A 26,745-nucleotide genomic window follows, 5' to 3' on the forward strand; every position below is an offset into this window, starting at 1 on the left:
TCACTGGTTGCCGGTCGCGGCGCGGACCAGCGCTTCGGCGCTCAAGGCCTCGCGCTCGAAGACACCGGCGGCCAGGCCCTCGCGCATCACCATCACCCGGTCGGACATGCCGAGAATTTCGGGAAGCTCCGAGGACACCATGATGATCGACAGGCCCTCGGCGGCGAGTTCGCCGATGAAGGCGTGCACGGCGGCCTTCGAGCCGATGTCGATGCCCTTGGTCGGCTCGTCGAGAATGATCACCTTCGGCTGGGTCGCCAGCCATTTGCCGATGACGACCTTCTGCTGGTTGCCGCCCGACAGGGTGCCGACCGGCACCGAAAGAGCGGCGGCGCGCAGGTCGAGCCGTTCGGCATATTTTCGCGCAAGCGCCAGTTCGTTGGCGGCCTTCAGGAAACCCGAGCGTGATGTCTTGCCGAGCGACGGCAGCGACATGTTCTGAAAGATCGGCATGGGTAGCGCCAGGCCGTGGCGGCCGCGTTCCTCCGGCACGTAGACGATGCCGGCGCGGATCGCATCGCCCGAGGAGCGGATGTCGAGCGGCTTGCCTTCCAGCACCAGCCGGCCGGAGGAGGGCCGGGTCACGCCGAACAGCGACTGGCAGAGCTCCGAACGTCCGGCGCCGATCAAGCCGTAGAGCCCAAGGATTTCGCCGCGGCGAAGCTCGAAGGAGATGTCGCGGAATTCGGTCGGGTGGCAGTAGCTTTCGACACGGAAGACCGGCGCGCCGATCGCAACCTCGACCTTGGGGAAAACGTCCTTCACGTCGCGGCCGACCATCAGCCGGACGATCTCGTCCTGCGGCGTCTGCTTCAACCGGCCCTGGCCGACGGCGCGGCCGTCGCGGAATACCACGAAATTCTCGGCGATCTCGTAGACCTCATCGAACTTGTGGCTGATGAAAAGGATCGCCTTGCCCTGGCGTTTCAGGTTCTCGACGATGCGGAAGAGGTCGTCGATTTCCTTGCGGGACAGGGCGGCGGTCGGTTCGTCCATGATGACGATCCGCGCCTCGACCGAGAGCGCCCGGGCGATCGCCACGAGATGGCGCTGGGCGATCGACAGGTCGCGCAGGCGGATCGTCGGGTCGATCTCGCTTTCGAGCTGCAGCATCAGGGCCTTGGCGCCGGAATTGATCTTCCGCCAGTCGATCGTGCCGAACCGGGTGCGCGGCGCATGGCCAAGAAAGATGTTTTCCGCGACGCTCAGCTCGTCGAAAAGCACGGTTTCCTGATGGATGGCGGTGACGCCTGCATCGATCGCTGCCTGCGCGCTTGCGAATGTGGTGGGCACGCAGTCGATCAGGATCTCGCCCTCGTTCGGGCGGTAGATGCCGGTCAGGATCTTGACCAGCGTCGACTTGCCGGCGCCGTTTTCGCCGATCAGGGCCGTTACCTGGCCGGGGTAAAGCTTGATGCTGACGCCATCCAGGGCTTTGACGCCCGGAAAGATCTGGCTGATGCCGCGCATTTCCAGGATCGGCATTGCTTCCGTCGTCGGTGCCGGTTGGGGCGATCGGTCTTGAATTTTCGTAACGCCGTTCATCAGGGACATTTTCCGACGAGTCTTTGAGATTACGTCTGGTTATTTTTCGCGCGCAAAAGGTCGATGGTTCCGAGTTTGGAGCGGCCCTCAACCCGGTCTCCGCTCCGTTCGGCCACCCTCTCCTCGAGGGGAGAGGAGGGAATAGCGAAGGCGCGACATATTTCTTCTCCCCGGCGGGGAGAAAGTGCCGGCAGTCGGTCGAGGGGGCGCTCGCGCCTGCCGGCAAGTGGAGTTCTCCAGATCAGAAGATCTTGGAGAACTCGTCGATGTTCTTGGCATTATAGACGAAAGGGTCGGCCATGGCGCCCTCGCCATTGTCGCCCACCTTGATCGAGCCCATGCGACCGGCCTTGATGGCCGAACCGGGCTTGGCGTCGGTATCGCCCTTGACGAGGTGATAGGCGATCTGGGTGGCCGAGTAACCGAGGTCGATCGGGTTCCAGATGGCGAATTCCTTGGTCGCGCCAGACTTGATGGCGCCGGCCATTTCGGACGGCAGGCCAAGACCGGTCACGTAGACCTGGCCGATCTTGCCGGCATCCTTGACGGCCTGAGACGCGGCGAGCACGCCGACCGTCGTCGGAGCGACGATGACCTTGACATTCGGCTGCGAGGTGAGGAGACCTTGCGCTTCGCGATAGGACTTGTCGGCAAGGTCGTCACCATAGACTGTCGTCACCAGGTTCATGCCGGGGAAATCCTTGAGCTGCTTCTTCATCTCGGCAATCCAGGTGTTCTGGTTCGTCGAAGTGGTGGTAGCCGAGAGGATGGCGAAACCGCCCTTCCCGCCGTCCAGGTGGTTCTTGGCGAGCGTCAGGCACATCTTACCGATCAGCTCGTTGGAAGACGGGTTCAGGTGCATGATGCGGCCTTCCTTGGCCACCGCCGAATCCCAGGAAATCACCTTGATGCCGCGCTGTGCGGCCTTTTTCAGCGCCGGGATGACGGCATCCGGATCATTGGCGGAGATGGCAATCGCATCCACCCCTTGAGCGATCAGCGAGTTGATCACTTCGATCTGGCCTTCGGCCGTCGTGGAGGTCGGACCGGTATAGATGACCTGGACGCCGCCGAGTTCCTTGGCCGCTTCCTGTGCGCCCTTGTTGGCCGCCTCGAAGAAGCCGTTGCCGAGCGATTTGACGACAAGCGCGATCTTCATGTCGGCGGCAGTTGCCGCCGTCGTCATTGCGGCGAAGGCAAGTGCCACGCCGAGAGCGAGTTTCTTTGCAAGTTTCATGATTTGTCCTCCCAGTTGATAGTTCGATCTTTCTCCCGCCGGTCGCTCCTCACGCGGCCGACGAGGAATCCTCCTTGGCCATGTCCGCTGCTGCGGCACCGGCAATGATCAGCTTGACGCCCGCGTCCTCGATCATCCGTGCGGCGTCGTCGGTCACGCCATCATCGGTGATGACGGTCGTCACCCGGTCGAGCGGGCACAGGATGAGGCTCGAGCGGCGCGAAAACTTCGATGAATCCACCATCACGATCAGTTCCTCGGCCTGGTGCATCAGCTTCTGCTCGCTTTGGATCACCAGCGCGTCGGCTTCCATCACCCCAAGCGGGCCGACGCCTTGCGCGCCGATGAACATGCGCCGGGCGTAAAAATTGCGGATCGCATCATTGTCGAAGGGCGACAGGATCAGGCTCTGCTCGCGATAGATCGCGCCGCCCGGTATCGTCACCGTGTTCTTCGAATGCTTGACCAGATGTTCGGCGATAGCAAACGAATTTGTCATCACCTGCAGGCGCCGCGCCGACATGAAATGCACCATCTGGAACGTGGTCGTGCCGCCGTTGATGATGACGCTGTCGCCTTCGTCGCAGAGTTCGACCGCGCGGCGGGCTATTGCACGTTTCTTGTCGATATTGACCGATTCCGACACCCGGAACGATCGGGCCGAAAGCTGGCCGATCTGCGGAGGATGCATGGCTTCCGCGCCGCCCCGGACGCGCCGGAGCTTGCCCTGAACGTGCAGGGAAGCGATGTCACGCCGGATCGTCGCTTCCGATGCCTCCGTCAATTCGGCGATATCCTGCACCGTGATGACGGGCTTTTCCTGGATAGCGCTCAAGATGATGCGATGGCGTTCACGTTCGTGCATTGGCTCCTCCTCGGCGACAACTATTACCGGAAAATTTATGTTGTCAATCAGAAACGATCAATTTCGCTTTTACTGCGCTGCACAATGAAACTTTATGATCGTTTATGATTGACATGCGGCGTGACAATGCGCGATACCGGTAACAGGGAGATGGCGGCTGCCTCGTCGCCGTGAGCCGAAACACGTTGGGAGGACAAGCAATGTCGGGCCAAACCCGCCTTCTCGAAAACCGTTGGGACGATGCCCAGGCTGCCAAGCTCGATGAGCCCGGCAAGCTGCTCTATCGCTCCAACCTTCTCGGTGCCGACAAGCGCATCACCAATTACGGCGGCGGCAATACGTCGGCCAAGGTGATGGAAACCGATCCGCTGACCGGCGAAAAAGTGAAGGTCATGTGGGTGAAGGGGTCGGGCGGCGATGTCGGCACGATCAAGCTCGACGGTTTCGCCACCCTCTACATGGACAAGCTGGAAGCCCTGAAAGGGATCTACAAGGGCGTCGAGGACGAGGACCGCATGGTCGGTTTCCTGCCGCACTGCACCTTCAACCTCAACCCGCGCGCCGCCTCCATCGATACCCCGCTGCACGGTTTCGTGCCGTTCACGCATGTGGACCACATGCACCCGGATGCGATCATCGCGATTGCGGCTTCGAGGAACTCGAAGGACCTGACGCAGCAGGTCTTCGGTTCCGAAATCGGCTGGCTGCCCTGGCGGCGGCCGGGCTTCCAGCTCGGGCTCGATCTGGAAGCGTTCGTCAAGGCTAACCCGACGGCAAAGGGCGTCGTGCTGGAAAGCCATGGCCTGTTCACCTGGGCAAATGATGCCAAGGCCTGCTACGAGCTGACGCTCGAAATCATCAACAAGGCGATCGAATGGTTCGCCAAAGAGACCGAAGGCAAGACGATCTTCGGTGGTGCAGCGACCAAGAGCCTGCCCGCGCCGGAACGCCGGGCGATCGTTGCAAAGCTGATGCCGGAGATCCGCGGCCGGATCGGCAGGGCGGAGCGCAAGCTCGGCCATTTCGACGACCAGGACGCCGTGCTGGAATTCGTCAATTCCAAGCACCTGAAGCCACTCGGCGCGCTTGGCACATCCTGCCCGGACCATTTCCTGCGCACGAAAATCCGTCCGCTGATCGTCGATTTCGATCCGGCGAAACCAGATGTCGATGCTGTCATTGCTGCGCTCGACAAGGCGCTCGAAGATTATCGTGCCGACTACACGCGCTACTACGAGACCTGCAAACACGGCAATTCGCCCGCCATGCGCGACCCGAACCCGGTCATCTTTCTGATCCCCGGCGTTGGCCTGCTGTCGTTTGCGCGCGACAAGGCGACCGCCCGCATTGCCGGCGAGTTCTATGTCAACGCCATCAACGTGATGCGCGGCGCGTCCACCGTTTCCGAATATCAGGGCCTGCCGGAGCAGGAGGCCTTCGACATCGAATACTGGCTGCTCGAAGAGGCCAAGCTGCAGCGCATGCCGAAGCCGAAAAGCCTTGCCGGACAAGTGGCCTTCGTGACCGGCGGCGCCGGCGGCATTGGCCGGGCGACCGCAGCCCGACTGATGGGCGAGGGCGCCTGCGTGGTCCTTGCCGACATAGACGGCGGCGCACTCGACACGACCAGGGCAGATTTCGAAAAGTCCTTCGGCAAGGATGCGGTGCGCGGGGTCCTGCTCGACGTGACGACCGAGGATGCGGTGATCACCGCGTTTGCCGAGGCCTGTGTCGAATTCGGCGGCGTGGACATCCTCGTCTCGAATGCCGGGATCGCGTCATCCGCGCCGGTCGAGGAAACCACGCTTGCCATGTGGAGCAAGAATATCGACATTCTGGCGACGGGTTATTTCCTCGTTTCGCGTGAGGCCTTCCGGTTGTTCCGGCGCCAGAAGCTCGGCGGCAACGTCGTCTTTGTTGCGTCCAAGAACGGGCTTGCCTCTTCTCCGAATGCGTCGGCCTATTGCACCGCCAAGGCTGCCGAAATTCATCTCGCCCGCTGCCTGGCGCTCGAGGGCGCCGAGGCCGGCATCCGCGTCAATACGGTCAATCCGGACGCCGTGCTGCGCGGATCGAAGATCTGGAACGGCGAATGGCGCGAACAGCGGGCGGCCTCGTCAAAGATCGAGGTGGACGACCTGGAGGAGCACTACCGCAAGCGGTCGCTGCTCAAGCTCAATGTCTTCCCGGAGGATATTGCCGAGGCGATCTATTTCCTCGCCAGCGATGCATCCGCCAAGTCGACAGGCAATATCATCAATGTGGATGCCGGCAACGCGCAGAGCTTTACGCGCTGAGTTTGCCAGACGCGTTGGCTGAATGGAATGATATGGGAACGGCATTCTCCACCCTCATTCCTGTGCTTGTCACAGGAATGAGGGTGGAGAATGCCGAAGCTTGAGGCTTTGGTGGAGGAACACATGCCTGAATTGAAGATCGCCGCGGACGTCATTTCCGAAGAAAACGGCAAGCGCGCAGCAGCGCTCAAATCCGATTACGACGCGCTTGGCGAAAACCTGTCGCGGCGTGGCGTCGATATCGAGACGATCACCAGAGAGGTCGAAAAGTTCTTTGTCGCCGTGCCCTCCTGGGGTGTCGGAACCGGTGGTACACGCTTCGCCCGCTTTCCAGGCCAAGGCGAGCCACGCGGCATTTTCGACAAGCTCGATGATTGCGCCGTCATTCACCAGCTGACGCGGGCGACGCCCACCGTTTCGCTGCATATCCCCTGGGACAAGGCGGATGCCAAGGAACTGCGCGCCAAGGGCGATGCGCTGGGCCTCGGTTTCGATGCCATGAATTCCAACACATTCTCCGATGCGCCGGGGCAGGCGCATTCCTACAAATACGGTTCGCTCAGCCATACGGATGCCGCAACGCGCGCCCAGGCGATCGAGCACAATCTCGAATGTATCGAGATCGGCAAGGCGATCGGCTCCAAGGCGCTGACGGTGTGGATCGGCGACGGCTCCAACTTTCCGGGCCAGAGCCATTTCACGCGGGTGTTCGAGCGCTATCTCGCTTCAATGGCGGAGATCTACAAGGCGCTGCCGGACGATTGGCGGCTTTTCTCCGAGCACAAGATGTACGAGCCCGCCTTCTATTCGACAGTGGTGCAGGATTGGGGCACGAACTACCTGATCGCCAATACGCTGGGGCCGAAAGCCTTCTGCCTCGTCGATCTCGGGCACCACGCGCCGAACACCAATATCGAAATGATCGTCGCCCGCCTCATCCAGTTCGGAAAGCTCGGCGGCTTTCACTTCAACGATTCCAAATATGGCGACGACGACCTCGATGCCGGTGCGATCGAGCCATACCGCCTCTTCCTCGTCTTCAACGAACTGGTGGATGCCGAACATCGTGGGATCAGGGATTTCCGCCCCGCGCATATGATCGACCAGTCGCACAACGTCACCGATCCGATCGAGAGCCTGATTTCCAGCGCCAACGAAATTCGCCGCGCCTATGCGCAGGCTCTATTGGTTGATCGAGGAGCGCTTGACGGGTTCCAGCAGGAAAACGATGCGCTGATGGCGTCCGAGACGCTGAAACGTGCCTATCGCACCGATGTCGAACCGATCCTGGCAGAGGCTCGCCGCCGCTCCGGCGGAGCGATCGATCCGGTCGGGGCCTATCGCGCCAGCGGATATCGCAAAAGGGTCGCGCTCGAACGGCCGGTTTCGATCAGCGGCGGCGGTGGGATCATCTGACCCCTCCAGCCTGTAATGATGCCGGCGGATGAGGTCCGCCGGCGGTCAATTCCTGTGATCCGGTCGAATGAACCGATCAGGTGTTCCGGCCGAGCGCGCGCTCCATGCGGCTCAGACCTTCTTCAAGCAGACTGCGCGGGCAGCCGAAATTGACGCGGACGAAGTTGCCATAGGCCTCCCCGAACTCAGATCCGGCATTGAAGCCGACCTTGCCATGTTCGAGAAAATAGCTCTGAGCATCCGGTTGCAGGCCGAGTTCCGAGCAGTCGAGCCAGGCGAGGAACGTGCCTTCCGACGGGATGAGCTTGATCTTGGGAAACCGGCGCGCCAGTTCGGCCGATAGAAAATCTCGGTTAGCCTCGATATAGGCAAGCATCCGCGTCTTCCAGTCTCCCGCCTTCGAGAAGGCCGCAAGCGTCGCCTCGAGCCCGATGATATTGGCGTTGTCGACCATTCCGAGGCGCGCCTGGTTGAACTTTTCGCGGATGGCCTTGTTGGCGATGATCGCGAAGGCGGTCTTGAGGCCGGCGATGTTGTAGGTCTTGCTGGCGGCCATCAGGGTGATGGTGCGATTGGCGGCATCTTGCGAAAGCGTGGCGATCGGTACGTGGCGGCGACCATCGAACAGGAGGTCGCAATGGATTTCGTCGGAGATGATCAGCGAATCGTTCTGGCGGCAGAGGTCGGTGATTGTCCTCAGTTCCTCTGCCGTGAATACTTTGCCTGTGGGGTTCTGCGGGTTGCAGAACAGCAGTGCCTTCGATTTTGCCAGTTCCTCCTTGAAGGCATCGGCATCCATCACATAGCCTTCAGCAGCCGGGGTAAGCGGCGCTTCGTGCCGAACAAGGTTCCAATTCGCGGGGGCTTCGAGGATGGGACGGTAGACCGGCGTCTGCACCAGCACGCCGTCACCGGGCCGAAGCATCGCGTGCAGCGCCATGTTGAAACCCGGAACGACGCCTGGGAGGAAGACGATCTCATCGGGCGCAACGGTCCAGCCGTATTTTTCCAGCATGTCGGCGATGATCCGGGCACGCAGTTCGTCGCGGGCGACGCCGTAGCCGAGCATCGGATGCTCGAGCCGGTTGCGAATGGCGTCGACGATCTCCGGTGCCGCGGGGAAGTCCATATCCGCGACCCACATGGGCAGTACGTCGTCCGGATACTTGCTCCACTTCGAGCTGCCGGTGCCCCGGCGTTCGTGCACCGCATCGAAATCGGTCATGCTATCAAATCCCCTGTTGTCATTCTGCCGGTCAAATCGATCGGCCATCCTCGTTTTCGACGCGGGCCGCGAACCCGGCAAAGCGCGAAATCAGCTCCCCGTTGTCCCCAACCGGCCGCGCGCCTGTCAACGCCTTTCTTCCCGTAACCGGCGAGCGCATCGTCTGACGCTTGTCCCGGCAAGGGAGCGAGCAGCCTGCTTCGTCATGGGGATGACGCGGATCGATCTGGCGGAAAGCTCAGGCGCGGATCAGGATATGCGCTTCCATAGCCGCTTCGACGAAGGCCTTTCTGGCCTCTTCCGGCTTGCGTTTTCCGGCATCCACCGCGGCGCAGACTTCGAGCGCCCGGTCGAGGGCCGTGCCATCCTCCACCGGCCAGTCTTCGATCATCGCCCATGCCGCGGCCTGCGTCGTTTCAATCGCGGTTTCGGCTGGCGGCTCGCCGATCGATATGACGACCGGCTTGTTCCAAGGCGTGTTCATTCTGTTCGGTGTCCCGTCTCGTCCATGCCGGTCTCATAGACCGATTTGACTGCCGTGGCGAGGGTCGGCAGTCGGCGATGCGGGAAAGAAAGGAGGGGCGCCCTACCTAGAGCAAGCCGCGGGCAGCGAGGTTCTTCATCAGCGCCGAGATGCCGAAGCTCCAGGGAGGGCATTCGGTCGAGAGGCGTACCGTGTTGCGCAGCGTGCCGAGGCCCGGAGAGGAGATCTCGACGATGTCGCCGATCTTGTGGGTGAAGCCTTGGTTCGGCACGTCGCGATCCTCCGTCGGCGCAAACAGCGTGCCGAGAAACAGCATGAAGCCGTCGGGATATTGATGATGCTCGCCGCATGTATGCTTGACCAGATCGAGCGGGTCGCGGCTGATCTGCGACATCGAGCTCTTGCCGTTGAGGACATATCCCTCCGGCCCGGTGACGCGCAGGTCGAGTTCGGCATTGCGGACATCGTCCAATCCGTAATCTTCATCGAAGAGGCGGATGAAAGGCCCGATCGAGCAGGAGGCATTGTTGTCCTTCGCCTTGCCGAGCAGAAGCGCCGACCGCCCCTCGACGTCGCGCAGGTTGACGTCGTTGCCGAGCGTCGCTCCCTTGATCTCGCCCTGGCTGCTGACCGCCAGCACGATTTCCGGCTCCGGATTGTTCCAGGTCGATACGGGATGGAGGCCGACATCCGCGCCCCAGCCGACCGAGGCCAATACCGGCGCCTTGGTGAAGACTTCAGCATCCGGGCCGATGCCGACTTCGAGATATTGCGACCACATGCCCTCCCTGATCAGCGCTTCCTTGACCTTCGCGGATTGCGGCGAACCGGCCTTCAGGTCCTTGAGGCTGCCGCCGATGATCGTGCTGACGGTCTGCCGGATGGCGGCCGCCCTGTCCGGATTGCCGGCGGCCTTCTCCTCGATGACGCGCTCGATCATCGATTGCGCGAATGTCACGCCGCAGGCCTTGATCGCCTGCAGATCGACGGGCGCCAGCAGATGGGGGCGCGACGGATCGGGCCTGCCCGTGCTGTTCCTGGCAAGGTCTTCCAACGTGCCGATGACCGGGCCGGCGGCGTTTCGGACAAATTCCGCAACATCGGCGCGCTCCAGAAGCGCGCTGAGGGTCGGCGCTTGTTTGCTGGTGATATCGACGACGGCACCGTCATGCAGCGTGACGACGCTCGGGCCTGAAACGGCAGGATTCCAGACGCGGCCGACAAAAAGCCCGTTGGCGAACGTATCGATGAGATTGTCGGTCATGCTGGTGTATCTCCTCCCGTCAGATGTGGCCGAAGGGGCCACTCTATCTTGTCTTGTTCTTCCGCCTGGCGCAAAGCGCGGTCTTCAGCTCGCAGCCAAGGCTGTGTGTTTTCGCTGTCGAAGACGCATTCGTCCAGCCCCAGGCGGCAAATTAGATCGAGATTTTGTGGGGCGCCGGTGCGTCGCACAGCCGATCGAGGAGCTCCGCGAACCACCTCGACTGAAACCTCCCGGCGCCGGGGTCGCAAAATATCGTTGTCAGGCGGCCGCCGCCGCTCGTTTCTCCTCCCCATTGACAGGGCGGTTACGTTCTATATTCTGTTATAAAAGTCTATATAACATAATTGTGGAACATAAACGGGAGACTATCATGAAATTGAAGCTTGCATTCCTTGTTGCAACGGCGCTCATCGCCGCGCCGTCATTCCTGATGGCGCAGGAGAAGGGCGGCATCATCAACGTCGCGACCATCGGCGAGCCGCCGACGCTCGATCCGATGACCTCGACAGCCGACCTTGTTGGTATCGTCACGCAGCACATGTTTGAAACGCTCTATACGTTCGACAAGAAGTGGGGCGTCACGCCGCTTCTGGCGGAAAGCCTGCCGGAGGTGAGTGCAGACGGCAAGACCTATACGATCAAGCTGCGCACCGGCATCAAGTTCCATGACGGCAGCGACATGACATCGGAAGATGTCGTCGCGTCGCTCACCCGCTGGACCAAGCTCGCCTCGCGCGGCAAGCAGGCCGCCGGTTTCATCGAGTCCGTCTCCGCCACCGATCCGGCGACCGTGACGATCAAGCTGAAGCAGCCCTATGCGCCGCTCGCCTCGCTGCTCGCCTTCAACAACTCCGCCGCGATCATCATCCCGGCGGAAAAGCAGGCCGATACGATGACCGACTTCATCGGTACCGGCCCCTATATGCTGAAGGAGCGCAAGGCCGACCAGTATATCCAGCTCACCCGCTTCAAGGACTACAAGCCGCGTTCGGGCGAGAGCGACGGTTATGGCGGCGCCCGCCACCAGTATCTCGACGAGATCCGTTTCGTGCCGGTTCCGGACCCGAACACCCGCGTCGAAGCCGCCGTTTCCGGCCAGTACGACTATGTCGACTCGCTGCCGGTCGAATCCTTCGACAAGCTGAAGGCCTCGAAGGCCACCCAGCCGCTGCTCCTGAAGCCGTTCGGTTATCCGGTCTTCGTCTTCAACACCGCGGAAGGTGCCGCCAAAAGCCTTGGCGTTCGAAAGGCGATCCGTCAGGCGCTCAGCATGGAAGACATGCTTGCCGCCGCCTTCGGCAGCAAGGATTTCTATGCCCTCGACGGCAACATCTACCCGGCTTCCTTCACGTGGAGCACGGATGCCGGGGTGAAGGGCAATTACAACGTCGCCGACCCGGAAGGCGCTGCCAAGGCGGCGAAGGCCGCGGGTTATGACGGCAAGCCGATCCGCATCCTGACCAGCCGCCAATACGAATTCCACTACAAGATGGCGCAGGTCGCCGCCGAGTATCTGAAGCTTGCCGGCTTTGCCGTCGACATGCAGGTGGTGGATTGGGCGACGCTCACCCAGCGCCGCACCGACAAGGCGCTTTGGGACATCTACATCACTCACAGCCCCTTCCTCCCCGAACCTGCACTGATCGGTTCGCTTGCGCCGACATCCCCGGGCTGGTGGGACACGCCGGCCAGAAAGGCGGCCGTGGATGCTTTCTCGGCAGAGTCGGATCCGAAGAAACGCGTCGATCTCTGGGCCAATGTCCAGAAGGCTCTCTATGACGAAGCGCCTTTCATGAAGATCGGCGATTTCAACGCAGTCTCGGCGATCTCGACCAAGCTTCAGGGCGTCGATCCGGCTCCGTGGCCCTATTTCTGGAACGCATCGATCAAGAAGTAATAGTCCTCCCAAGGGACGCGGATGCCGGTTTACGGACCGGCATCTGTCTTCGATGATGTCCGCAATGCCGGACACAGGAAAACCTTCGTATGATACGCTATATCCTTCAACGCCTTGCCGGCATGATCGTGGTGATGTTTCTCGTCGTGACGATCGTCTTCGTGATCGTTCGCGTGACGCCCGGCGATCCGGCCGCGGTCATGCTCGGTCCCGATGCCACGGCCCAGGACGTCGCCGAACTGCGGACGCGCCTCGGCCTCGATCAGTCCATCGCAGTTCAATATGTCTTCTATATCGGCCAGCTTCTGAGGGGCGACCTCGGCCAATCGATATTTCTCAACATGCCGGTGACGTCAGCGCTTCTCGACCGCGCCGAACCGACATTTTTCCTGACGATCTTCTCGTTGGCGATTGCCGGCGTCATCGCACTGCCGATCGGCATCTATGCGGCCTACCGGCGCGGGTCCTTCGTGGACCAGGCCGCGACGACGGTCGCAATGCTGGCGGCCAGCATTCCGAGCTTCTGGCTCGGCCTCATCCTGATGCAGTTCTTCGCCGTGCGGATGAATTTCTTCCCGGTTTCCGGCTATGGCGGGCCGGGCGCCAGCTTTGCCGAACGGATGTACCACCTAACGCTACCAGCCTTCGCGCTCGGGCTCGTTTCGTCGGCGCTGATCCTGCGGTTTACCCGGGCATCGATGCTCGACGTGCTCGGCGACGACTATATCCGAACCGCCCGCGCAAAGGGGCTGATCGAGCGACGCGTCGTGCTGAAACATGCGCTGAAGAACGCGCTGATCCCCATCCTCACCGTGCTGGGCTTGACTGCTGCCGTACTGATTTCCGGCGCCGTCGTCACCGAAACCGTATTCGGCCTGCCGGGCGTCGGCAATCTGGTGGTTTCGGCGGTGCTGCGGCGTGACTATCCCGTCATCCAGGGTGCGCTGCTCGTCATCGCCGCCCTCTATGTCCTGATCAATTTCGCAATCGACATGCTCTATCTGCTGGTCGATCCAAGGGTGCGCTACTGATGGCGGAAATTGTCACCACCAAACCGGCCTCGAGCGAGGGCGCCAAGTTCTTCCGTCGTTTCCTGAAACGCAAGACGGTCGCGCTCGGACTGGTCGTCATCGTGATCTTCGTTCTGCTCGCGGTTTTCGCGCCGTGGATCGCGCCCTATTCGCCGTCGAAGCTGTCGATCGTCAACCGGCTGAAGCCGCCGAGCGAGATCTACTGGTTCGGCACCGACGAGTTCGGCCGCGATATCTTTTCGCGAACAATCTATGCCGGGCGGCTGTCGCTGCTCGTCGGGGCGGCGGTCGTCACTCTTTCGGCCGTCATCGGCGTGACGCTCGGGCTGCTGGCCGGCTTCTTCCAGAAGCTCGATACCCCGATTGCCCGGCTGATCGATGCCATGATGGCTTTTCCGGATATCCTGCTTGCGATCGCGCTGGTCGCAGCGCTCGGGCCGTCGCTGGTGACGGTGATCATCGCGCTGTCGATCGTCTATTCGCCGCGGCTTGCCCGTATCGTCCGGGCCTCGACGCTGGTGATCCGCGAACTGCCTTACGTGGAGGCGGCGAAGGCGTTGGGCATTTCGACCTTCCACATCATGACGCGGCATGTGCTGCGCAACCTGATATCGCCGATCCTGGTGCAGGGCACGTTCCTGTTTGCCAGCGCCATGCTCGCCGAAGCCGGACTTTCGTTCCTCGGCCTCGGCGTCAGCCCGGAAATCCCGACCTGGGGAACGATGATCTCCGCCGGTCGCCAATATGTCGGCCAGGCCGACTGGATGACCTATTTCCCGGGCTTTGCCATCATTCTTTCCGTCCTGTCGCTGCAGATGGTCGGCGACGGATTGCGGGACATGCTCGATCCAAGACTTCGAAAGGACCTGTAAATGACCGGTGAAACAGCGGGCCAGCCGCTCCTCCTCACCAATGTGAAGCCGATGGCTTTCGGCGGCAGTGCGGCCTCCGGCACGACCGACATCCTGGTCGGCGCCGACGGAAAGATCTCCGCGATCGGCCCGTCGCTTGCAGCCCCCGCGGATGCGATCCGCGTCGATGGCAAGGGCGCCTTCATCTCGCCCGGCTGGATCGACCTGCATGTGCACATCTGGCATGGCGGCACAGATATCTCGATCCGTCCGTCCGAATGCGGCGCCGAGCGTGGCGTCACCACGCTGGTCGATGCCGGTTCTGCGGGCGAGGCCAATTTCCATGGTTTTCGCGAGTACATCATCGAGCCGTCGAAGGAGCGTATCAAGGCGTTCCTGAACCTCGGTTCTATCGGCCTCGTCGCCTGCAACCGCGTCGCCGAACTGCGTGATATCCGCGATATCGACCTCGACCGCATCCTCGAATGTTATGCGGAGAACAAGGAGCATATCGTCGGAATCAAGGTGCGGGCGAGCCACGTCATCACCGGTTCCTGGGGCGTCACGCCGGTGAAGCTCGGCAAGAAGATCGCCAAGATCCTGAAAGTGCCGATGATGGTGCATGTCGGAGAGCCACCTGCGCTCTATGACGAGGTGCTGGAAATCCTCGGCCCCGGCGACGTCGTCACCCATTGCTTCAACGGCAAGGCCGGTTCGAGCATCATGGAAGACGAGGATCTCTATAATCTTGCCGAACGCTGCGCCGGCGAGGGCATCCGCCTCGACATCGGCCATGGCGGCGCGTCCTTCTCCTTCAAGGTGGCGGAAGCGGCGATCGCCCGCGGCCTGCTGCCCTATTCGATCTCGACCGACCTGCACGGCCATTCGATGAACTTTCCGGTCTGGGACCTGGCGACCACCATGTCCAAGCTGCTGTCGGTGGGCATGCCTTTCGACAAGGTTGTGGAAGCGGTCACCCATCATCCGGCTTCGGTCATCAAGCTTTCCATGGAAAACCGGCTGTCGGTCGGTGAACGGGCCGATTTCACGATCTTCGATCTCATCGATGCCGATCTCGAGGCGACCGATTCCAACGGTGACGTCTCGCGTCTGCAGAAACTGTTCGAGCCGCGTTACGCCGTCATCGGCTCGGAAGCCATCACCGCCAGCCGCTACATCCCGCGGGCCCGCAAGCTCGTTCGCCACAGCCACGGTTACTCGTGGCGCTGAGGCGTTTCTTGAAATCGCATGACAGGAGTTGACGTGAATACGTCTTCAGCAAAAGCCGCTCCCACGGCACAGACACCTTACGATCGGCTGATCGCGCTCGGCATCAAGCTGCCGCCGCCGCCGCCGCCGATCGCCAATTTCGTCACGCATGTCCGCGAAGGCAACATGCTCTACCTCTCCGGGCAGGGTCCGCGCGAGGCGGATGGCCATCTGCATGCCGGCAAGGTGGGCGCCGATGTCAGCGTCGATCTCGCCTATCAGCATGCGCGGCTCGTCGGCATCAACCTGCTTGCGGTCATGCACGAGGCGCTCGGGGACCTTTCACGGGTTAAGCGGGTCGTGAAACTGCTCGGCATGGTCAATGCCGTACCGGATTTCGAGGATCATCCGAGCGTCATCAACGGCTGCTCGGACCTCCTCATTGCGGTGTTCGGCGATGCGGGCCAGCATGCCCGTTCGGCGGTCGGTTTCGGCTCGCTGCCGGGCAATATCACCGTCGAAATCGAGGCGATCGTCTCGCTGAACGACTGAGGAGGCAAGGTCAGTGGTTGCGCCAACCCATCAGCTTCTCGATCCGCTGGGCGGAAGCACGGACGTGCTCCGTATAGTGGTTCCCGTCGGACACGACTTTCTGTTCCGGCAGCACGATGGAAATGGTGGCGACGCATTCACCGCTCCGGTCGCAGACCGGCGAGGCGATGCAGGCAACCGCATAATCGGACTCCGCCACCTGGATGGACAGCCGTTCCTCGAAGGCCTTGCCGGCCGAGTCCGACAGCGTGCGGGCGTCGATCTCGGCGCGGCCGGTGGGCGAGGTGCGGGCGCAGCGCTTGAACAGCTCGATCCGCTCGGCCTCCGGCAGATGCCCGACGAGAAGCCGGCCGGATGCCGTCCAGTTGAGCGGCACGCGGGTGCCGACGCGAGACGCGACCTGATAATGGCTCGGCCCGTCCGCCATGGCGAGCACCAGCATGTAATCGCCGTCGCGACCACAGACCTGCACGGTTTCGCCCGCCTGCCGGCAGAGGTCGTGCATCTCGTGGGTCGCGACACTCATGAAATCCAGCGACCGGGCATAGGCGAGGCCGTAATGGTAGAGCCGGGCGCCGAGCCAGATAGAGCCGTCGGCATTGCGGGCGAGCATGTTCTTTTCGACCAGATCGTCGATGATCACGTAGACGGTCGACAGCGGCGCCTTGACCGCCTTGGCGATCGCATAGGCGCCGGACGGCGCACCCGTTTCGTAGAGATAATCGATCACCTGCAGCGCGCGGTCGATGCCGCTCACGCGCGAACGGCGCGCGCCCTTGGCTTCCGCTTCGGAGCCAGCGTCACCGGTGAGGTCTGCGGATGAAGTCTTTGCGTCCAATTCAACGCTCCTCGTCTGAATTCGAGAGGCTATTACATTATTATGGCATATCTGTCGATGGCAATTCGCCACTGGCCGCCACTTTGGAGAACCACAATGAGCGATGATATCCGCACCCAGATCGGCCTTCGCCCGGTCATCAACGTTTCCGGCACGATGACCAGCCTTGGGGCCTCGATTGTCGTTCCCGAAGCGATTCAGGCGATGGCGGCGATCCTGCCGCAATTCGTGGAGATCAATGACCTGCAGCGCAAGGCGAGCGCGATCATCGCCCGGTTGACCGGCGGTGAGGCAGGCTTCGTCACGGCCTCCTGTTCCTCGGGCATCAGCCTCGCAGTCGCGGGTGCGATCACCGGCAACAACCTGCTGGCCATCGAGAAGCTGCCGGATACCGTGCCGGACAAGAACGAAGTGCTCGTGCAGATGGGCCACGTGGTGAGCTATGGCGCACCGGTGGACCAGGCGATCCGGCTGGCCGGTGGCAAGGTGGTGCTGGTCGGCCAGGCGACCTCGACGCACCGCTACCACATGGAAAACGCGATCACCGAGAAGACGGCTGCCGCCGTCTATGTCGTCTCGCACCATGTGGTCGACTACGGTCTGCTCAACCTTGTCGAGTTCGTCGAGATCGCCCATGCCAAGGGCGTGCCGGTCATCGTGGATGCGGCTTCCGAATATGACCTCAAGCTTTTCCTGGCGCAGGGCGCCGATATCGTCCTTTATTCCGGCCACAAGTTCCTCGGCGGCCCGACTTCAGGCATCGTTGCCGGCAAAAAGGAACTGGTGCGCAGCGCCTTCCTCCAGAACATGGGCATCGGCCGCGGCATGAAGGTCGGCAAGGAAAGCGTCTTCGGCGTCATGGCGGCGCTGGAAGCCTGGGAGAAGCGTGACCATGCGGGCATCCGCGAACGCGAGACGGGTTACCTCAATCTCTGGAAACAGACGCTCGACGGCCGTCCGGGTGTCACCGCCCTGATCGAACCCGATCCGACCAACAATCCGCTCGACCGCATGCGCGTCATCATCTCCGCGCAGGAGGCGCATATCACCGCCTGGGATCTGGCCGCAGCGCTCGGCCGTGGCAATCCACCAATCATCGTCCGCGACCACGAGGTGGAGCATCACTATTTCTACCTCGATCCCTGCAACCTGCATCCGGGCCAGGAAACCATCGTCGCGGCCCGCCTGACGGAAGAACTCGACAAGGCGCGCGCCTCCAACGAGATCATCGCCACCCCGATCGAAGAACGCAGTCGCCACCGTTTCGACGGTGCTCTCCGCTGGCCGGACTGAGCAGAAAACAACGACAAGAAGGGAACGATCATGGCCATCTCGCAAGCACAAACCGTCCAGTCCGCTCAGCCGGTCCTCTCGGTGGAGAACCTGACCACCTCGTTCAATGTGGATGGCGAGTGGAAGTCGGTCGTGCGCGACGTTTCCTTCACCGTCGCTCCCGGCGAGACTGTGGCGATCGTCGGCGAAAGCGGGTCCGGCAAGAGCGTCACCTCGCTCTCGATCATGCGGCTGCTGCAGGAGGGTACAAGCCGTATCCAGGGCAAGATCATGCTCGGCGGGCGAAACCTTCTGGCGCTTCCCGAACACGAGATGCGCAAGGTGCGCGGCAACGATGTGGCGATGATCTTCCAGGAGCCGATGACGAGCCTCAATCCGCTCTTCACCATCGGCGACCAGATTTCCGAGGCGCTGCTCTGCCACAAGGCGATGTCAGCGGCGGAGGCTAAAGCCGAGACCATCCGGCTGCTCGAAAAGGTCCGCATACCGTCGGCGGCCTCCCGTTTCGACGAATATCCGCATCGCTTTTCCGGCGGCATGCGCCAGCGCGTCATGATCGCCATGGCGCTCGCCTCGAAACCGAAGCTGCTGATCGCCGACGAGCCGACGACGGCGCTCGACGTCACGATCCAGGGCCAGATCCTCGACCTGATAAAGGTGCTGCAGGACGAGGAGGGGACGTCCGTCCTCTTCATCACCCATGATATGGGCGTGGTGGCCGAAGTCGCCGACCGCACGATCGTCATGTATCGCGGCGAGCAGGTGGAGACGGGCGATACGCCCGACATCTTCCATCGCGGTAAACATCCTTATACGCGGGCGCTACTGGCCGCTGTGCCGGTACTCGGCTCGATGCAGAAATACGAGCGGCCGCTGCGTTTCCCCGTCGTCGATGTGGCGACCGGGGAATCCGATGTGCAGGTGGAGGTCGCCGATACGGTTGCGGCCAACGACCGGCCCATTCTGGAGGTGAAGAACCTCACCAAGCGTTTCGACATCCATTCCGGCCTGTTCGGCCGTGTCAGCGGCCGGGTGCATGCGGTCGAGAACGTCTCCTTCGATCTGCATGCCGGCGAGACGCTGTCGCTGGTCGGCGAAAGCGGCTGCGGCAAGTCGACGACGGGCCGCGCGATCATGCGGCTGATCGAGCCGGATGCCGGTTCGGTTGTCGTCGAGGGCCGCGATGTGCTGGCACTCGACAAGCGCGAGATGCGCGAGATGCGCAAATCCGTGCAGATGATCTTCCAGGATCCGTTCGCCTCACTCAACCCGCGCATGACGATCGGCCAGGCGATCGCCGAGCCCTATCTCGAGCACAAGATGGGCACGGCGAAACAGGCCAAGGACGTGGTTGCCGACATGCTGCGCAAGGTCGGTCTGACGTCCGACATGGTCAACCGCTATCCGCACGAATTTTCCGGCGGCCAGCGCCAGCGCATCTGCATCGCTCGGGCGCTTGCGCTCGAGCCCAAGGTAATCGTTGCGGATGAAAGCGTCTCGGCGCTCGACGTGTCGATCAAGGCGCAGGTCATCAACCTGATGCTCGACCTGCAGCAGAGCCTCAACCTCGCCTTCCTGTTCATCTCCCACGACATGGCGGTGGTCGAGCGGGTCAGCCACCGGGTGGCGGTGATGTATTTGGGCGAGATCGTCGAGATCGGCCCGCGCGCCTCGGTGTTCGGCAATCCGCAGCACGCGTATACGAAGAAACTGATGGCCGCCGTGCCGGTGCCCGACCCCGATCGCCGCCGCGAAAAGCGGACGGTCGCCAGCGACGAGCTCAAGAGCCCGATCCGTTCAGTGGACTACAAGGTGAATCCGCTCGACTATAAGACGGTTTCACCGGGTCATCTGGTTGCCATGTAACGTCTGCGGATAATCTCCGCAGCAATCAATCGATCACCGCCTCGATCAGGAAGGGTCCCTTGCGGATGAGCGCGCCGTCGAACAGCTTGACGAATTCCTCGATCGTCGTCGCGCGGCCGGACTCGACGCCCAGACCCTTGGCGAGCGAGCACCAGTCGAGTTTTGGCGCGTCGAGATCGAGCATGCGCTGGGCATTGCGGCCATAGGCATTGACGCCGACATTGGTCATTTCGCCCTGAAGGATGCGGTAGGCGCTGTTGGCGAAGACGATGGTGACGACGTCGAGTTGTTCGCGCGCCTGGGTCCAGAGGCCCTGCACGGTGTACATGCCGCTGCCGTCGGCCTGCATCGCCACCACCTTGCGATCCGGCGCCCCGATCGCGGCGCCAGCTGCGAGAGGGATGCCGATGCCGATGGCTCCACCGGTGATCGGAAGGTGATCGTGGGGTGGGAGCCCGGGTGCCAGAACCGGATACTGGCCGATGGAGGTCAGGCCTTCATCGATGACAACCGCATTTTCCGGTAGACGGCGCCCGATCGCGAAGCTGATCGCATCGGGGGTCAGCGCTCCGGTCGGCACCTGGATATCATTCTGGATGAACCGGTTGCGGACGAAGTCCGAACCCTGCTTGATCCCGAGTGCATCGGCGAGCGTCACCAGCACGTCGGCGAGATCGTGTTCGTGCTCCGCCAGCTGGATGACCTCGCAGGAAGGCGGCAGGGTTGTGCTCGGCTTCCCGGGATAGGCAAAGAAGGTAACTGGGCGCGGCCCGCCGATGCAGATGGCGACCTCGAAATCCTGGAGCGCCTCGAGGGCAAGATCGATCTTGTAGGGCACCGGTCTGATGAGCGCGCGCCCGGCGCCGCGGGCGCTGCGGCCCGAGGACGTGGAAAAAAGCACGGCGCCGGTGGCGGCAGCGATGCGGCCGGCGATTTCGGCAGGTTTTTCCCTCAACGCCGCTCCCGCCAGCATGATCACGGCCCGCTTGCCGCCGCGCAGCGCGGCAACGGCGGCTTTCAGGGTCTCGGGGTCGACCGCCGGAGGGGCAGGGATGGGGGCAGGCGTGAGCGTTTCCGGCGAAACCTCGCCCCAGGCGGCGTCCGCCGGCAGGATCATGGTCGAGACGCCGCGATTGGCAAGCGCCGCCACATAGCCTTCTTCGGTGCAGCGGCGGATATCGGCAGCGCCGGCGGCGCGTCCGACCCAATGGGACATCGGACGGGCCAGGCTTTCGATATCGCTGGTAAGCGGCGCATCATATTGAAGGTGATAGGAGGCATGGTCGCCGACGACATTCAGCATCGGCGTTCGGGCGCGGCGGGCATTGTGGAGGTTGGCCAGACCGTTGGCGAGGCCGGGGCCGAGATGGAGAAGGGTAGCGGCCGGCTTGTCCGCCATGCGGGCATAGCCATCGGCGGCACCCGTCACCACGCCTTCCGACAGACCGAGCACGCAGCGCATGGCCGGCTTGCGGTCGAGAGCGGCGACGAAATGCATCTCCGACGTGCCGGGATTGGCAAAGCAGACATCGACGCCGTTCACCAGAAGGACGTCACACAGCATATCGGCGCCGTTCATGCGCTTTTCCTTATCTTTGCAGCATGCCAAAGGCTGCCGCGACCGAGAAAAACCGCGGGCCCGATCGGTCCGCGGTCAGCGGTGATGCGCGAGGTTCAAGCGGCTGCCGAAGCGGTCGCGTCGGAGAACGCTGCCTCGATCGAAGCCTCGAGAATGGCTAGCCCTTCATCCAGAACCTCCCACTCGATGGTGAGCGGCGGCAGCAAACGGATCACATTGAAGCGTGTCCCGCAAGACAGGAGGATCAGGCCGCGTGCCTCCGCTTCCGCAATGATGCGGTTGGTGAGAGCGGGCGACGCTGCCTTCGACTGGCGGTCTTCGACCAGTTCGAACGCCACCATGGCACCGAGGCCGCGCACGTCGCCGATATGTTCCATGCCCTGGCGGGAGGGGATCATGGTCAGCCGCTCAGTGATCCGGCGGCCGACTTCGGCGGCGCGTTCGCAGAGCTTTTCATCCTCCAACACGTCGAGTACGGCATTGGCGGCGGCGACGCTCAGCGGATTGCCGGCATAGGTGCCACCGAGCCCGCCCGGATGGGCTGCGTTCATGATCTCGGCCTTGCCGGTGACGGCCGAAAGCGGGAAGCCGCCGGCCAGACCCTTTGCCATGGTGATCATGTCCGGCTTCACGCCGGCATGTTCGAAACCGAACATCCGGCCGGTGCGGGCCATGCCGGCCTGGATCTCGTCGGCGATCAGCACGATGCCGTATTTATCCGCGACGTCGCGAAGGTGGACGAGGAATTCCCTCGGTGCGACGTTGAAGCCGCCTTCGCCCTGGACCGGCTCGACGATGAAGGCCGCAATCCGCTCCGGATCGACATCGGCCGCAAACAGCCGTTCGAGTCCGGCGATCGCCTCCTCGGTCGAGAAACCGAGATAGGGGGTGGGGAAGGGCGCATGGTAGATGTCGGCCGGGAAGGGGCCGAAATTCTTCTTGTAGGGCATGACCTTGCCGGTCAACGCCATGCCGAGCATCGTGCGGCCGTGGAAGGCACCCGAAAAGGCGATGATGCCGGCGCGGCCGGTATAGGCGCGGGCGATCTTCACGGCATTTTCGACCGCCTCGGCGCCGGTCGTCACCAGCATGGTGCGGTTTTCAGCTCCGGTCGGCGCCAGGGCGTTCAGCCGCTCGGCGAGCCTGACATAACCTTCGTAGGGCGCGACGTGGAAGCAGGTATGGGTGAAATGTTCGGCCTGCTCGGCGACGGCGCGCATGACGGACGGATGCCGATGGCCGGTATTGTTGACCGCGATGCCGGCGGCGAAATCGATGAAGCGCTTGCCATCGACGTCCCAGAGCTGTGCGTTCAGGGCTTTCTGGGCGAAGATGCCCCGGGTTCCGACGCCGCCCGCCACGGCGGCTTTCTGGCGGGACTGCAGATCTGCTGAAATGGTCATGACGATATCCCCTGGGGTCGATGACCTAAGCTATAGTCCTGCTCATTATTTTGAGCAAGAGGCATTCGAAAAATCAGAGATAGGGCGGCGAGCAAGCTGAAATGACGATCGTCTGCCGATCCGAGAGGTTGCGGAATCGGTGAGGCATGCGACTGTCGAAGAGGTAGGCCTCGCCGGCTTTGAGGACGCGAACGTCGTCGCCGACCGTCACTTCCAGCTCGCCCTCGACCACATAGCCGCCTTCCGAGGACGCATGCTGCAGCCGTGTTTCGCCGGTGTCCGCATGGGGGCCGTAGATCTCGTGGAGGATCTGCAGGTTATGCGCCCGCGCATCGCCGATCTGGCGAAAGATCAGCGCGCCGTCACCGCCTGCAATCGGCGATGCGGCAACCTTCGAAGTCAGGTCGACCAGTTCATGTGCCGAGAAGAACGGGCCTTTCGGCGGGCTGCGTTCCGGCTCGAAAAAATCACCCATGCCGACGCCGAGACCGTTCAGGATCTTGCGAAGCGTTGAAACGGAAGGGCTGACCTTGTTGGTCTCGACATTGGATATCTGCGCGTGCGGGACACCCGCCCTTTCGGCGAGCTGGCGCTGCGAAAGGCCGGCGGCCGCGCGCATGGCGTTGAGGCGTGCACCGATGTCGAACTTTTCATCCATCTCAAATGTCCCGGCTGTTCGGGTCGGTTATGCCGTGGATCGGGATCGTGATCAACTGGATGATATTTTGAGCGCCATGGTCCCAGGGCGCCACCGGTGCATGACCGCTCGCGGTGGTGGCCGCGATCGACCGCCGTGGATATCAATGGAGCGCTGTCCCGCCTGAAGTGGTCCATTCTCTCCATCAGCCACGAGGCCGATAGGCCTATCGATATAGCTCATTTGGTGCAACTGCCCGCGACTCACGCGCGTGTTATCCTTGCTGCCCTGCGGATCAGAGAGGATTTCGCTCATGTTCAGGTGCGGAGACTGCAAGGACACGGGCTGGGTTTGCGAAGCTCATCCTGCCAAACCGTATACCGGTACCCGATGCTGCGGCTGCGGCGCGGTTGAAATGCCATGTCCCCGCTGTCTCGCGTTTCAGGACCTGGACAAATATCCCGAGGTGGCGCGGGTCTTGCCGAAGCTGCCTGGCGTCGGGATCCCCTTGGTTCAAGGTTTCGCTGAGCGCTCCGATGTAGCGCAAACCCGCACCTGAATGCTGAGTTTTCCTTTTAGAAAACCTGCGCGCTAGCAAAAAAATCTTCCGAATTTTCCGAAGGGAACTTTGCACATCAATATTTGTTTCCTCCTGCCTGGAGGTGCGATGTATGGCAGTGTTTCTGGTTATATTGGAATTCGAGAAGATTGAGTCATACAATCGGGCGCGCAAAAGGATTCAGCCGCTTGTAACCTGCAAGTTATCCGGAACTGCATGGTTGGTAGAGTTTGACGGAGATGCTGTCGAACTGCAGCGATATCTTGAGGAATTTATCCTCCAGAATGACAGCTTGTTCATTTCGGCGCTGAACCATGACTGGTCGAGTATCAATATGCATGCGGCAAGGCGCTGGCTTGCGGAGAGGCATGCGATCGGCCTTAAGTGATCACCCGCAAAGCCGGCGGCTGCGAAGATTTAAAGTCCCATTTCTATGGTAAGCTGCCAATTCCGGATTGACCGGAACCCTGAGTAATTTATATATTTCCCAATGTTCTGATTGAGCCTAGTCGCAGATCGGGAGATGTGGGAGTAGACGCTTGAAGGTTGTCAGCGCCGCTTCTGCCACGGGTTGGATTCGCAGTTTCAAGTGGCCGCCACGCTATCCCCGGGAGGTTGGGTTCGATGGTGAGATATTTCCTGAATGTCGATCTGAAAGACGGCTTTATTCCCGATACCGAGGGCCTCGACTTCCTCGATATCGAGAGAGCCACGGCCGAAGTCATCTCTGGAATGAGAGACATCGTCGTCGAACATATTCAGCAGGGCGAAGTCCTGGCTTTGCGGGCCATTTCCATCACTGACGATGCCGGCCATCTCATTTCGATCGTCACGCTGGCCGACGCTCTCAACGGCTTCCTGCCCGGCATAGCGGTGCCGGGCCTCGGGTAACGCCTTGCTGAGGTTTAGGTGGGGAAGCCGTAACGTTCGGTGATGTCCCAGAACATCCTGTTGATCGCGACGAGCGAATTGATGCTTTCCCGGATCCGGCCGATCTCGCGCGCATCGAGCTCCTCGATCTTTCCGTATTTGATCTCGTCCCTGCTTTCGAAGATCCGCATCGATTGCGTGATGTTGCGGCCGCTGTCGGGATCGAATGAATAAATGCAGTGATTGTATTTGTTGCGAAGCTTGGCTTCCTCAGAAAGGCGACGAGTGGCCTCCAGGATTTCCTTGCGGCAGACGGGCGCGGTCTTGCGCATCTTGGTCAGCCGTTCCACGAGATCGACCCGGGCCCGGGTCGTATTCAAGGTCAGGAAGATGACGATCGCCGTTTCCTTGTCCACCTTGGCAAGGCCTGCGATCATGTGGATCAGCAGGCTTTCCGTATTGGTCCAGGTATAGTTCAGCTGCCCGATCAGGAGCAGGATGTCCTGGAGCCTAGTACTTGTCGCCTGAGAGGGAGCGGCCGTCCTGGCCACGGTTCGAGTCGCCTGCATTGCCGGTCGTATCCTTGCGCCTATATTCGAAATAGAGAGCTACGACTTCCGTTCTGTTATGCACGCCGAGCTTGGTGATGATGTTGTGGATATGAATCTTCACGGTATGTTCGGATAGACCGAGCGCGGCCGCGATGATCTTGTTCTGATTGCCCATGGCCATCCGGACAAGAATTTCGTTCTCGCGTTTTGTCAGCTTTTCGATCGCCGGCTTGCCGGCCTGATATAAGGCTGGCTTGAGATCCGCCGGCTCTTCGCCTTCGAGAGGTGCGTTTCTCTGGGCCCGGTAAGCTGTGGAAGGGAAATATGTGCCACCCTTCAATATGATCCGCAGGCCTGACAGGAAAACGTCGAGATTGACGTTGAACGGCAGGATGCCCTGGACGATTTCGAGCTCTTTCGCCCTTCGATGATCGGAGGCTATCTCGCCGTCATCGGTACCCATCAGCGCAAGGGTCGCAGCAGGATGGTGTCGGGCGAGCTCCGGCCAGTACTCGGCGAGAGCGGAGGCAAGGCGGACATCCGCCAGCACGAGCTGGACGGGATTGTCGAATTCCACCGAGGCCAGTTTCAGGTCGGGAACCGTCTTGACGCTGAGCCACGGAAACTCGCTTTCGATGGCCGCCGTCATCGCGGTGGAGATTGTCCCGGGTGAGCAGATGAAGAGGAGTGTTCGGATCGCATTCATTCGCTTCAAGGCGTTTGTCGCCAGATCCAAGCCGACATGTTGTGAAAGACCATGCGGAATTTGCATGGAAATATCCCCCTCCCGTCGTTGATCGAAAGTACACGCAAAGTGCTGCTCCGAAGATCTTATTAGGGGACGGTAAACCAAGAGCCGAATGCTGGGAATAGACCGAAGGATTTACGGAATAGATCGAATCGGCCACGAAATAGAGCCTTCAAGGTCGTTTCCAGGAGAACGGACCATGATCAGGCAGAGTTTCCTCCCCGTTGTGAATGCGTTGCTGCATACATAAGGGTAATTTCGCGTCGATTTGGTATACGTCTTCTTGGTTAGATCATTTAGCCCATATAACTATGCTCATATAGTATTCATCTGGTTGCACTAGATCGAAATATCACCTTATTTCTTCTGCTCATTCGGGACACAGTGCTCTCATCCCGAAGCACTTGAAGAACGAGCGCTGAAGAAAGCTCGTCGGTGCAAATGTAGTGAGTATGCGATCCACGCGCCGCTCATTCCAAGTCTCTCGGGAAACTAGGGGAGAGGAAAAAAATCAGACATCACGAGAGA

Annotated in this window: 23 protein-coding genes; 11 read left to right on the forward strand and 12 right to left on the reverse strand. The window is 61.4% G+C overall.

Going from position 1 to position 26,745, the window contains the following annotated elements:
- From GQ59_RS23285 to GQ59_RS23295, 3 genes are all read right to left on the reverse strand, one after another.
- A complete protein-coding gene (locus GQ59_RS23285; protein ID WP_152564436.1) occupies positions 1-1,485 on the reverse strand; it encodes a sugar ABC transporter ATP-binding protein in 1,485 nt (494 codons plus the stop codon).
- A 301-nt stretch (positions 1,486-1,786) separates the two neighbouring features.
- Complete coding sequence (gene rhaS / locus GQ59_RS23290; protein WP_037085732.1) at positions 1,787-2,782, reverse strand: rhamnose ABC transporter substrate-binding protein; 996 nt, start codon at positions 2,780-2,782, stop codon at positions 1,787-1,789.
- Between the two features lie 49 nt (positions 2,783-2,831).
- Positions 2,832-3,647 (reverse strand): DeoR/GlpR family DNA-binding transcription regulator, encoded by an 816-nt coding sequence (locus GQ59_RS23295; protein ID WP_037085734.1) that lies wholly within the window; start codon positions 3,645-3,647, stop codon positions 2,832-2,834.
- Between the two features lie 200 nt (positions 3,648-3,847).
- Here GQ59_RS23295 and GQ59_RS23300 point away from each other — a divergent pair, with 200 nt between their 5' ends.
- Both GQ59_RS23300 and rhaI read left to right on the forward strand, forming a co-directional pair.
- Positions 3,848-5,944: a bifunctional rhamnulose-1-phosphate aldolase/short-chain dehydrogenase gene (locus GQ59_RS23300; protein WP_037085736.1), complete on the forward strand. Its 2,097-nt coding sequence runs from the start codon at positions 3,848-3,850 to the stop codon at positions 5,942-5,944.
- Positions 5,945-6,067: 123 nt separating this feature from the next.
- Positions 6,068-7,360 carry an L-rhamnose catabolism isomerase gene (rhaI, locus tag GQ59_RS23305; protein ID WP_037085853.1) on the forward strand — a complete coding sequence of 431 codons (1,293 nt, stop codon included), beginning with the start codon at positions 6,068-6,070 and terminating at the stop codon, positions 7,358-7,360.
- A gap of 76 nt (positions 7,361-7,436) precedes the next feature.
- Here rhaI and GQ59_RS23310 read toward each other — a convergent pair whose 3' ends face one another.
- From GQ59_RS23310 to GQ59_RS23320, 3 genes are all read right to left on the reverse strand, one after another.
- Complete coding sequence (locus GQ59_RS23310; RefSeq protein WP_037085738.1) at positions 7,437-8,585, reverse strand: MalY/PatB family protein; 1,149 nt, start codon at positions 8,583-8,585, stop codon at positions 7,437-7,439.
- Between the two features lie 238 nt (positions 8,586-8,823).
- Positions 8,824-9,069 (reverse strand): DUF982 domain-containing protein, encoded by a 246-nt coding sequence (locus GQ59_RS23315; protein ID WP_037085740.1) that lies wholly within the window; start codon positions 9,067-9,069, stop codon positions 8,824-8,826.
- Positions 9,070-9,175: 106 nt separating this feature from the next.
- The gene (locus tag GQ59_RS23320) at positions 9,176-10,333 is read right to left on the reverse strand and encodes a fumarylacetoacetate hydrolase family protein (RefSeq protein ID WP_037085742.1); all 1,158 of its coding nucleotides are present in this window, start codon (positions 10,331-10,333) and stop codon (positions 9,176-9,178) included.
- Positions 10,334-10,703: 370 nt separating this feature from the next.
- On the opposite strand from GQ59_RS23320, the gene GQ59_RS23325 reads away from it, so the two are divergent.
- The 5 genes from GQ59_RS23325 (at position 10,704) to GQ59_RS23345 (ending at position 15,873) form a co-directional block, all read left to right on the forward strand.
- Positions 10,704-12,230: an ABC transporter substrate-binding protein gene (locus GQ59_RS23325; protein ID WP_037085744.1), complete on the forward strand. Its 1,527-nt coding sequence runs from the start codon at positions 10,704-10,706 to the stop codon at positions 12,228-12,230.
- Between the two features lie 89 nt (positions 12,231-12,319).
- Complete coding sequence (locus GQ59_RS23330) at positions 12,320-13,261, forward strand: ABC transporter permease (RefSeq protein ID WP_037085746.1); 942 nt, start codon at positions 12,320-12,322, stop codon at positions 13,259-13,261.
- On the forward strand, positions 13,261-14,133 hold the full coding sequence (locus GQ59_RS23335) for an ABC transporter permease (protein WP_037085749.1): 873 nt from the start codon (positions 13,261-13,263) through the stop codon (positions 14,131-14,133). The genes GQ59_RS23330 and GQ59_RS23335 overlap by 1 nt, the downstream gene beginning before the upstream one ends.
- Complete coding sequence (locus GQ59_RS23340) at positions 14,134-15,342, forward strand: amidohydrolase/deacetylase family metallohydrolase (protein ID WP_037085751.1); 1,209 nt, start codon at positions 14,134-14,136, stop codon at positions 15,340-15,342.
- A gap of 18 nt (positions 15,343-15,360) precedes the next feature.
- A complete protein-coding gene (locus GQ59_RS23345; RefSeq protein WP_051904159.1) occupies positions 15,361-15,873 on the forward strand; it encodes a RidA family protein in 513 nt (170 codons plus the stop codon).
- Positions 15,874-15,883: 10 nt separating this feature from the next.
- Here GQ59_RS23345 and GQ59_RS23350 read toward each other — a convergent pair whose 3' ends face one another.
- The gene (locus GQ59_RS23350; RefSeq protein WP_037085756.1) at positions 15,884-16,711 is read right to left on the reverse strand and encodes an IclR family transcriptional regulator; all 828 of its coding nucleotides are present in this window, start codon (positions 16,709-16,711) and stop codon (positions 15,884-15,886) included.
- A gap of 96 nt (positions 16,712-16,807) precedes the next feature.
- On the opposite strand from GQ59_RS23350, the gene GQ59_RS23355 reads away from it, so the two are divergent.
- Both GQ59_RS23355 and GQ59_RS23360 read left to right on the forward strand, forming a co-directional pair.
- Positions 16,808-18,004, forward strand: coding sequence for an aminotransferase class V-fold PLP-dependent enzyme (locus GQ59_RS23355; RefSeq protein WP_037085758.1), 1,197 nt, complete (start codon positions 16,808-16,810; stop codon positions 18,002-18,004).
- A gap of 30 nt (positions 18,005-18,034) precedes the next feature.
- Complete coding sequence (locus GQ59_RS23360; protein WP_037085760.1) at positions 18,035-19,870, forward strand: ABC transporter ATP-binding protein; 1,836 nt, start codon at positions 18,035-18,037, stop codon at positions 19,868-19,870.
- 25 nt (positions 19,871-19,895) lie between these two features.
- Here GQ59_RS23360 and GQ59_RS23365 read toward each other — a convergent pair whose 3' ends face one another.
- The 3 genes from GQ59_RS23365 to GQ59_RS23375 form a co-directional block, all read right to left on the reverse strand.
- On the reverse strand, positions 19,896-21,449 hold the full coding sequence (locus tag GQ59_RS23365) for an acetolactate synthase large subunit (RefSeq protein ID WP_037085761.1): 1,554 nt from the start codon (positions 21,447-21,449) through the stop codon (positions 19,896-19,898).
- A 95-nt stretch (positions 21,450-21,544) separates the two neighbouring features.
- Positions 21,545-22,852, reverse strand: a complete 1,308-nt coding sequence (gene gabT / locus GQ59_RS23370) for a 4-aminobutyrate--2-oxoglutarate transaminase (protein ID WP_037085763.1) — start codon at positions 22,850-22,852, stop codon at positions 21,545-21,547.
- Between the two features lie 73 nt (positions 22,853-22,925).
- The gene (locus GQ59_RS23375; RefSeq protein ID WP_037085765.1) at positions 22,926-23,510 is read right to left on the reverse strand and encodes a cupin domain-containing protein; all 585 of its coding nucleotides are present in this window, start codon (positions 23,508-23,510) and stop codon (positions 22,926-22,928) included.
- Between the two features lie 650 nt (positions 23,511-24,160).
- Between GQ59_RS23375 and GQ59_RS23380 the strand changes: the two genes are divergently transcribed.
- Entirely contained in the window at positions 24,161-24,436 is a 276-nt protein-coding gene (locus tag GQ59_RS23380) for a hypothetical protein (RefSeq protein WP_037085767.1), read from the forward strand.
- A 236-nt stretch (positions 24,437-24,672) separates the two neighbouring features.
- Positions 24,673-24,939, forward strand: a complete 267-nt coding sequence (locus tag GQ59_RS23385; RefSeq protein WP_037085768.1) for a DUF6894 family protein — start codon at positions 24,673-24,675, stop codon at positions 24,937-24,939.
- Positions 24,940-24,953: 14 nt separating this feature from the next.
- On the opposite strand, the gene GQ59_RS23390 is transcribed toward GQ59_RS23385, so the two are convergent.
- On the reverse strand, positions 24,954-25,487 hold the full coding sequence (locus tag GQ59_RS23390; protein WP_037085770.1) for a hypothetical protein: 534 nt from the start codon (positions 25,485-25,487) through the stop codon (positions 24,954-24,956).
- On the reverse strand, positions 25,429-26,241 hold the full coding sequence (locus GQ59_RS23395) for a helix-turn-helix transcriptional regulator (protein ID WP_084683268.1): 813 nt from the start codon (positions 26,239-26,241) through the stop codon (positions 25,429-25,431). Before GQ59_RS23395 ends, GQ59_RS23390 begins: the two co-directional genes overlap by 59 nt.
- Positions 26,242-26,745: the final 504 nt, after the last annotated feature.

This window comes from Neorhizobium vignae (assembly GCF_000732195.1).
In the GTDB taxonomy this organism is placed as follows: Bacteria; Pseudomonadota; Alphaproteobacteria; order Rhizobiales; family Rhizobiaceae; genus Neorhizobium; species Neorhizobium vignae.